The 8732-nt window shown below is 66.8% G+C and carries 4 protein-coding genes; 2 read left to right on the plus strand and 2 right to left on the minus strand.

Annotation, left to right across the window (positions count from 1 at the left end):
- Window positions 1–381: 381 nt before the first annotated feature.
- Together rpoB and AOK00_RS09895 are read left to right on the plus strand one after the other, a co-directional pair.
- Window positions 382–3864, plus strand: coding sequence for a DNA-directed RNA polymerase subunit beta (gene rpoB, locus AOK00_RS09890; protein ID WP_055599931.1), 3483 nt, complete (start codon window positions 382–384; stop codon window positions 3862–3864).
- Between the two features lie 107 nt (window positions 3865–3971).
- On the plus strand, window positions 3972–7871 hold the full coding sequence (locus tag AOK00_RS09895) for a DNA-directed RNA polymerase subunit beta' (protein ID WP_015035542.1): 3900 nt from the start codon (window positions 3972–3974) through the stop codon (window positions 7869–7871).
- Between the two features lie 66 nt (window positions 7872–7937).
- Here AOK00_RS09895 and AOK00_RS09900 read toward each other — a convergent pair whose 3' ends face one another.
- Complete coding sequence (locus AOK00_RS09900) at window positions 7938–8201, minus strand: hypothetical protein (RefSeq protein WP_030318708.1); 264 nt, start codon at window positions 8199–8201, stop codon at window positions 7938–7940.
- A 266-nt stretch (window positions 8202–8467) separates the two neighbouring features.
- Window positions 8468–8732, minus strand: a 265-nt coding sequence (locus AOK00_RS09910) for a peptidoglycan-binding protein (protein WP_173861533.1), incomplete at its 5' end; no start/stop codon positions are given.

The raw sequence follows: 8732 nt of genomic DNA on the forward strand, positions 1-8732 counted from the left end.
AGACCGGGGGGCCTTGACGAACCGCACGCAGCGCGCAATTCTCAGGACGCGTCGTCACAACGATCCGTTTCCGAGGCATGGATCGACGACTGAACGGGCAGTATCGAGGTGCGCCGCACGGCGCGAGGTACCGCGGAGTTGAGAGCAACGAGGGTCGCGAATTATTCGCCCTGGACATCAGTGAGCCAAGTGGCTACACTGACCCTTTGCGCTGCCTGTTAGCTGCCCCCTGCCCGTCACCAGGGGCATACCTTCGCATCCGCTACTCGGACCGACCCCGTCTGACCTGGCTTTTTGGCCATATCAGGAAAAGTCTGCCGTGAAGCGATGCAGGGGACCGGTACGCGCGTAGTGAGTCCGAGCCCTCGGAAGGACCCCCTCTTGGCCGCCTCGCGCAACGCCTCGACCAATACGAACAACGGCGCAAGCACCGCCCCGCTGCGCATCTCCTTTGCAAAGATCAAGGAGCCCCTCGAGGTTCCGAACCTCCTCGCGCTGCAGACCGAGAGCTTTGACTGGCTGCTCGGTAACGCCGCCTGGAAGGCTCGCGTCGAGGCTGCCCTTGAGTCGGGACAGGACGTCCCCAGGAAGTCCGGTCTGGAAGAGATCTTCGAGGAGATCTCGCCGATCGAGGACTTCTCCGGGTCGATGTCGCTGACCTTCCGCGACCACCGCTTCGAGCCGCCGAAGAACTCGATCGACGAGTGCAAGGACCGTGACTTCACGTACGGTGCCCCGCTCTTCGTCACCGCCGAGTTCACCAACAACGAGACCGGCGAGATCAAGTCCCAGACGGTCTTCATGGGCGACTTCCCGCTCATGACGAACAAGGGCACCTTCGTCATCAACGGCACCGAGCGTGTCGTGGTGTCGCAGCTGGTCCGTTCGCCGGGTGTCTACTTCGACTCCTCCATCGACAAGACGTCCGACAAGGACATCTTCTCCGCCAAGATCATCCCGTCCCGGGGTGCCTGGCTGGAGATGGAGATCGACAAGCGCGACCTGGTCGGTGTCCGCATCGACCGCAAGCGCAAGCAGTCCGTCACCGTCCTCCTCAAGGCTCTCGGCTGGACCACCGAGCAGATCCTGCAGGAGTTCGGCGAGTACGAGTCCATGCGCGCCACCCTGGAGAAGGACCACACCCAGGGCCAGGACGACGCGCTGCTCGACATCTACCGCAAGCTGCGTCCGGGCGAGCCGCCGACCCGTGAGGCCGCTCAGACGCTGCTCGAGAACCTCTACTTCAACCCGAAGCGCTACGACCTCGCCAAGGTCGGCCGCTACAAGGTGAACAAGAAGCTCGGCGCGGACGAGCCGCTGGACGCCGGCGTGCTCACCACCGACGACGTCATCGCCACGATCAAGTACCTGGTCAAGCTCCACGCGGGCGAGACCGAGACGATCGGCGAGAACGGCAACGAGATCGTCGTCGAGACCGACGACATCGACCACTTCGGCAACCGTCGTCTGCGCAACGTCGGCGAGCTCATCCAGAACCAGGTCCGCACGGGTCTGGCTCGTATGGAGCGCGTCGTGCGTGAGCGCATGACCACCCAGGACGTCGAGGCGATCACGCCGCAGACCCTGATCAACATCCGGCCGGTCGTCGCCTCCATCAAGGAGTTCTTCGGCACCAGCCAGCTGTCGCAGTTCATGGACCAGAACAACCCGCTGTCGGGTCTGACGCACAAGCGTCGTCTCTCGGCGCTGGGCCCTGGCGGTCTGTCCCGTGAGCGGGCCGGCTTCGAGGTCCGAGACGTGCACCCGTCCCACTACGGACGCATGTGCCCGATCGAGACCCCCGAAGGCCCGAACATCGGTCTGATCGGTTCGCTCGCCTCGTACGGCCGCGTCAACGCGTTCGGCTTCATCGAGACGCCGTACCGCAAGGTCGTCGACGGTCAGGTCACCGACGAGGTCGACTACGGCACCGCCGACGAGGAGGACCGCTTCGTCATCGCGCAGGCCAACGCCGCGCTCAACGACGACCTGCAGTTCACCGAGCCCCGTGTCCTGGTGCGTAAGCGTGGCGGCGAGGTCGACTACGTCGAGCCGTCGGACGTGGACTACATGGACGTCTCGCCGCGCCAGATGGTGTCGGTCGCGACCGCCATGATCCCGTTCCTCGAGCACGACGACGCCAACCGTGCCCTCATGGGCGCGAACATGATGCGTCAGGCGGTGCCGCTGATTAAGTCGGAGGCCCCGCTCGTCGGCACCGGCATGGAGTACCGCTGTGCCACCGACGCCGGCGACGTGCTCAAGGCCGAGAAGGACGGTGTCGTCCAGGAGCTCTCCGCGGACTACGTCACCGTCGCCAACGACGACGGCACGTACATCACGTACCGCCTGCACAAGTTCTCGCGCTCGAACCAGGGCACCTCGGTCAACCAGAAGGTCGTCGTCGACGAGGGCGACCGCGTGATCGAGGGCCAGGTCCTCGCCGACGGTCCCGCCACCGAAGACGGCGAGATGGCGCTCGGCAAGAACCTGCTCGTGGCGTTCATGCCGTGGGAGGGTCACAACTACGAGGACGCGATCATCCTGTCGCAGCGCCTCGTGCAGGACGACGTCCTCTCCTCGATCCACATCGAGGAGCACGAGGTCGACGCCCGTGACACCAAGCTCGGCCCGGAGGAGATCACCCGGGACATCCCGAACGTCTCCGAGGAGGTCCTCGCGGACCTCGACGAGCGCGGCATCATCCGTATCGGTGCCGAGGTCGTCGCCGGCGACATCCTGGTCGGCAAGGTCACGCCCAAGGGTGAGACCGAGCTGACCCCGGAGGAGCGCCTGCTCCGCGCGATCTTCGGTGAGAAGGCCCGTGAGGTCCGTGACACCTCGCTGAAGGTGCCGCACGGCGAGATCGGCAAGATCATCGGCGTGCGCGTCTTCGACCGCGAGGAGGGCGACGAGCTTCCCCCGGGCGTGAACCAGCTGGTCCGCGTCTACGTCGCCCAGAAGCGCAAGATCACCGACGGTGACAAGCTCGCCGGCCGTCACGGCAACAAGGGCGTCATCTCGAAGATCCTGCCGATCGAGGACATGCCGTTCCTCGAGGACGGCACCCCGGTCGACATCATCCTCAACCCGCTGGGTGTCCCGTCCCGAATGAACCCGGGACAGGTCCTGGAGATCCACCTCGGCTGGCTCGCCAGCCGCGGCTGGGACGTCTCCGGCCTCGCGGACGAGTGGGCGCAGCGCCTCCAGGTGATCGGCGCCGACAAGGTCGCCCCCGGCACCAACGTCGCGACCCCGGTCTTCGACGGTGCGCGTGAGGACGAGCTCGCGGGTCTGCTGAACCACACCATCCCGAACCGCGACGGCGAGCGCATGGTGCTCCCGACCGGTAAGGCGAGGCTGTTCGACGGCCGCTCCGGCGAGCCGTTCCCGGACCCGATCTCCGTCGGGTACATGTACATCCTCAAGCTCCACCACCTGGTCGACGACAAGCTCCACGCCCGGTCGACCGGTCCGTACTCGATGATCACCCAGCAGCCGCTGGGTGGTAAGGCCCAGTTCGGTGGCCAGCGCTTCGGTGAGATGGAGGTGTGGGCGCTGGAGGCGTACGGCGCCGCTTACGCCCTCCAGGAGCTGCTGACGATCAAGTCCGACGACGTGACCGGCCGCGTGAAGGTCTACGAGGCCATCGTCAAGGGCGAGAACATCCCTGAGCCCGGCATCCCCGAGTCCTTCAAGGTGCTCATCAAGGAGATGCAGTCCCTGTGCCTCAACGTGGAGGTGCTGTCCTCGGACGGCATGTCCATCGAGATGCGCGACACCGACGAGGACGTCTTCCGCGCAGCGGAGGAGCTCGGCATCGACCTGTCCCGGCGCGAGCCGAGCAGCGTCGAAGAGGTCTGACGGGAGTTCGGTCGGGGACCCGGCGTTTCACCGCTGAGTCCCCGGCCGGCCCCAGGACCCCCGTATCAGACCCCAAGCCTTACAACCCTGAGAGGGATTGACGCATAGTGCTCGACGTCAACTTCTTCGACGAGCTCCGGATCGGTCTGGCCACCGCTGACGACATCCGTCAGTGGAGCCACGGCGAGGTCAAGAAGCCGGAGACCATCAACTACCGCACGCTCAAGCCCGAGAAGGACGGACTCTTCTGCGAGAAGATCTTCGGTCCGACCCGGGACTGGGAGTGCTACTGCGGCAAGTACAAGCGTGTCCGCTTCAAGGGCATCATCTGTGAGCGGTGTGGCGTCGAGGTCACCCGCGCGAAGGTGCGCCGTGAGCGGATGGGCCACATCGAGCTCGCCGCTCCCGTCACCCACATCTGGTACTTCAAGGGCGTTCCGTCGCGTCTCGGCTACCTGCTCGACCTCGCCCCGAAGGACCTCGAGAAGGTCATCTACTTCGCGGCGTACATGATCACGTACGTCGACGACGAGCGTCGTACGCGTGACCTGCCCTCGCTGGAGGCGCACGTCTCCGTCGAGCGTCAGCAGATCGAGAACCGTCGCGACTCCGACCTGGAGGCCCGCGCCAAGAAGCTCGAGAACGACCTCGGCGAGCTCGAGGCCGAGGGCGCCAAGGCCGATGTGCGCCGCAAGGTGCGCGAGGGTGCCGAGCGCGAGATGAAGCAGCTGCGCGACCGTGCGCAGCGCGAGATCGACCGTCTGGACGAGGTCTGGTCGCGCTTCAAGAACCTCAAGGTCCAGGACCTGGAGGGCGACGAGCTCCTCTACCGCGAGCTGCGTGACCGCTTCGGCACGTACTTCGACGGTTCGATGGGTGCCGCGGCGCTGCAGAAGCGCCTGGAGTCCTTCGACCTGGAGGAGGAGGCCGAGCGCCTCCGCGAGATCATCCGTACCGGCAAGGGCCAGAAGAAGACCCGTGCGCTCAAGCGCCTCAAGGTCGTCTCCGCGTTCCTGCAGACCGCGAACAGCCCCAAGGGCATGGTTCTCGACTGCGTGCCGGTCATCCCGCCGGACCTGCGTCCGATGGTGCAGCTCGACGGTGGCCGCTTCGCGACCTCCGACCTGAACGACCTGTACCGCCGCGTGATCAACCGCAACAACCGTCTGAAGCGTCTGCTCGACCTCGGTGCCCCCGAGATCATCGTGAACAACGAGAAGCGGATGCTCCAGGAGGCGGTCGACGCCCTCTTCGACAACGGCCGTCGTGGTCGCCCGGTCACGGGCCCCGGCAACCGTCCGCTGAAGTCCCTCAGCGACATGCTGAAGGGCAAGCAGGGTCGTTTCCGTCAGAACCTGCTCGGCAAGCGTGTGGACTACTCCGCGCGTTCCGTCATCGTCGTCGGTCCGCAGCTGAAGCTGCACCAGTGCGGTCTGCCGAAGGCCATGGCGCTGGAGCTCTTCAAGCCGTTCGTGATGAAGCGCCTGGTCGACCTGAACCACGCGCAGAACATCAAGAGCGCCAAGCGGATGGTCGAGCGCGGCCGCACGGTCGTGTACGACGTCCTCGAAGAGGTCATCGCCGAGCACCCGGTTCTGCTGAACCGTGCGCCCACGCTGCACCGCCTCGGCATCCAGGCCTTCGAGCCCCAGCTGGTCGAGGGCAAGGCCATCCAGATCCACCCGCTCGTCTGCACCGCGTTCAACGCGGACTTCGACGGTGACCAGATGGCCGTGCACCTGCCGCTCTCCGCGGAGGCGCAGGCCGAGGCCCGCATCCTGATGCTGTCCTCGAACAACATCCTGAAGCCGGCCGACGGCCGTCCGGTCACGATGCCGACCCAGGACATGGTCCTCGGTCTGTTCTTCCTGACCACCGACGGTGAGCTCCGTGACACCAAGGGCGAGGGCCGCGCGTTCGGCTCCACGGCCGAGGCGATCATGGCGTTCGACGCCGGCGAGCTCGCGCTGCAGTCGCAGATCGACATCCGCTTCCCCGTCGGCACCGTCGCTCCGCGTGGCTGGGTTCCCCCGGTCACCGAAGAGGGCGAGCCGGAGTGGCAGCAGGGTGACTCGTTCCGCCTGCGCACCTCGCTGGGCCGCGCGCTCTTCAACGAGCTGCTGCCCGAGGACTACCCGTTCGTCGACTACTCCGTCGGCAAGAAGCAGCTCTCCGAGATCGTCAACGACCTCGCCGAGCGCTACCCCAAGGTCATCGTGGCGGCGACGCTCGACAACCTGAAGGCGGCGGGCTTCTACTGGGCGACCCGTTCCGGTGTCACCGTGGCCATCTCCGACGTCGTCGTGCCCGAGGCCAAGAAGGCCATCGTCAAGGGCTACGAGGAGCAGGACGAGAAGGTCCAGAAGCAGTACGAGCGCGGTCTCATCACGAAGGAAGAGCGCACTCAGGAGCTCATCGCGATCTGGACCAAGGCGACCAACGAGGTTGCCGAGGCGATGAACGCGAACTTCCCGAAGACGAACCCCATCTTCATGATGGTTGACTCGGGTGCCCGAGGAAACATGATGCAGATGCGTCAGATCGCCGGTATGCGTGGTCTGGTGTCGAACGCCAAGAACGAGACGATCCCGCGTCCCATCAAGGCGTCCTTCCGTGAGGGCCTCACCGTTCTGGAGTACTTCATCTCCACGCACGGTGCCCGTAAGGGTCTGGCGGACACCGCCCTGCGTACCGCCGACTCGGGTTACCTGACCCGTCGTCTGGTGGACGTCTCGCAGGACGTGATCATCCGCGAGGAGGACTGTGGCACCGAGCGCGGTCTGAAGCTGCGGATCGCCGAGCGCGGCGCCGACGGTGTCCTGCGCAAGACGGACGACGTCGAGACCTCCGTGTACGCGCGGATGCTCGCCGAGGACGTCGTCGTCGACGGCAAGGTCATCGCGCCTGCCAACGTCGACCTGGGTGACGTGCTCATCGACGCCCTCGTGGGCGCCGGTGTCGAGGAGGTCAAGACCCGCTCGGTCCTGACCTGTGAGTCCGCCGTCGGTACCTGTGCGTTCTGCTACGGCCGTTCGCTCGCCACCGGCAAGCTGGTCGACATCGGTGAGGCGGTCGGCATCATCGCCGCCCAGTCCATCGGTGAGCCCGGTACCCAGCTGACGATGCGTACCTTCCACACCGGTGGTGTGGCCGGTGACGACATCACCCAGGGTCTGCCCCGTGTCGTCGAGCTCTTCGAGGCTCGTCAGCCCAAGGGTGTCGCCCCGATCTCGGAGGCGGCCGGCCGCGTCCGTATCGAGGAGACCGAGAAGACCAAGAAGATCGTCGTCACCCCGGACGACGGCACCGACGAGACGGCGTTCCCGATCTCGAAGCGTGCCCGTCTGCTCGTGGGCGAGGGCGACCACGTCGAGGTGGGCCAGAAGCTCACCGTGGGTGCCACCAACCCGCACGACGTGCTGCGCATCCTCGGTCAGCGTGCGGTCCAGGTCCACCTGGTCGCCGAGGTCCAGAAGGTCTACAACTCGCAGGGCGTGTCGATCCACGACAAGCACATCGAGATCATCATCCGGCAGATGCTGCGCCGTGTGACGATCATCGAGTCCGGCGACGCGGAGCTGCTGCCGGGCGAGCTCGTCGAGCGCTCGAAGTTCGAGACCGAGAACCGTCGTGTGGTCACCGAGGGCGGTCACCCCGCCTCCGGCCGTCCGCAGCTGATGGGAATCACCAAGGCCTCGCTGGCGACGGAGTCCTGGCTGTCGGCCGCCTCCTTCCAGGAGACGACCCGAGTCCTGACGGATGCGGCGATCAACGCCAAGTCCGACAGCCTCATCGGCCTCAAGGAGAACGTCATCATCGGTAAGCTCATCCCGGCCGGTACGGGTCTGTCCCGCTACCGCAACATCCGGGTCGAGCCGACCGAGGAGGCCAAGGCCGCGATGTACTCGGCCGTCGGCTACGACGACATCGACTACTCGCCGTTCGGCTCGGGCTCCGGCCAGGCCGTTCCGCTGGAGGACTACGACTACGGTCCGTACAACCAGTAAGTAGTGCGAAACCGAAGGGCGGTCACCCCCGTGGGGGTGGCCGCCCTTCGGCGTGTCCGGCCGCCCCTAGCGGGCGGCCAGCTCCCAGACGGCGACGAGCACTCCGGCGCTCGCGGCCAGCGCGGCGATGCTGGTCAGCGGCCAGCGGGCGCGTTCCAGGTCGTCGAGGCGGGCCTCGTGGTCGGCGAGCTGCCGGTCGGTCTGGTCGCTGCGCTGGACGAGCAGCGCGAGCGAGCCGTCGACGCGGGCGAAGCCGGCCTCCAGGGTGCCGCGGAGCCGTTCCAGTTCGAGGGCGACGGCGACGGGGTCGTTCGGGTCAGGATCGGTCATCGGCACCGCCCTCGGCCGGGCCGCTGATCGGGCCGCGGGTGCCGCCGTCGGTGCGGAGCCAGGACGGGAGCAGGTTCTGCACCGGGTCCAGGGCCATCACCCGGGCCAGTCCGCCGGCGACGGCGAGGGCGCNNGGAGGGTCGCGGGGACGCCGGAGGCGTCGACGATCGCGGGGAGCACGACGGCGATGCCGACGGCGGTCTGGAGGACGGTACGGGCCGTGCGCTGGGCGGCATCGGACATCGGGGTCTCCTCTGGTGCGGTGGTTACTTCGTGTACGGGACCTTCAGCGCGCTCCAGGACGCGGCGCCGGGTATGCCGTCGGCGTCGGAGCCGCGGAAGCCGAGCTTTCGCTGCCACTTCGCGTAGCTGAGCCGGTCGGCCTCGCTCCAGCGGGGGCCGGGGCCGACGGTGTACGCGGCGCAGCCCTCGGCGACGAGACGGCGGCCCATGGCCGTGATGACCGGGGAGCTCGTCTCCTTGCGGAAGAACGAGGTGCCCGGGAACGGCTGGAGGCGGGGGGTGGCGGGC

Origin of the sequence: Streptomyces aureus (genome assembly GCF_001418135.1) — a bacterium.
GTDB classification, from domain to species: domain Bacteria; phylum Actinomycetota; class Actinomycetes; order Streptomycetales; family Streptomycetaceae; genus Streptomyces; species Streptomyces aureus_A.

Coding starts and splice junctions, on each gene's coding strand:
- AOK00_RS09900 (WP_030318708.1), bottom strand. CDS start 8,201: ATGACCGATCCTGACCCGAACGACCCCGTCGCCGTCGCCCTCGAACTG.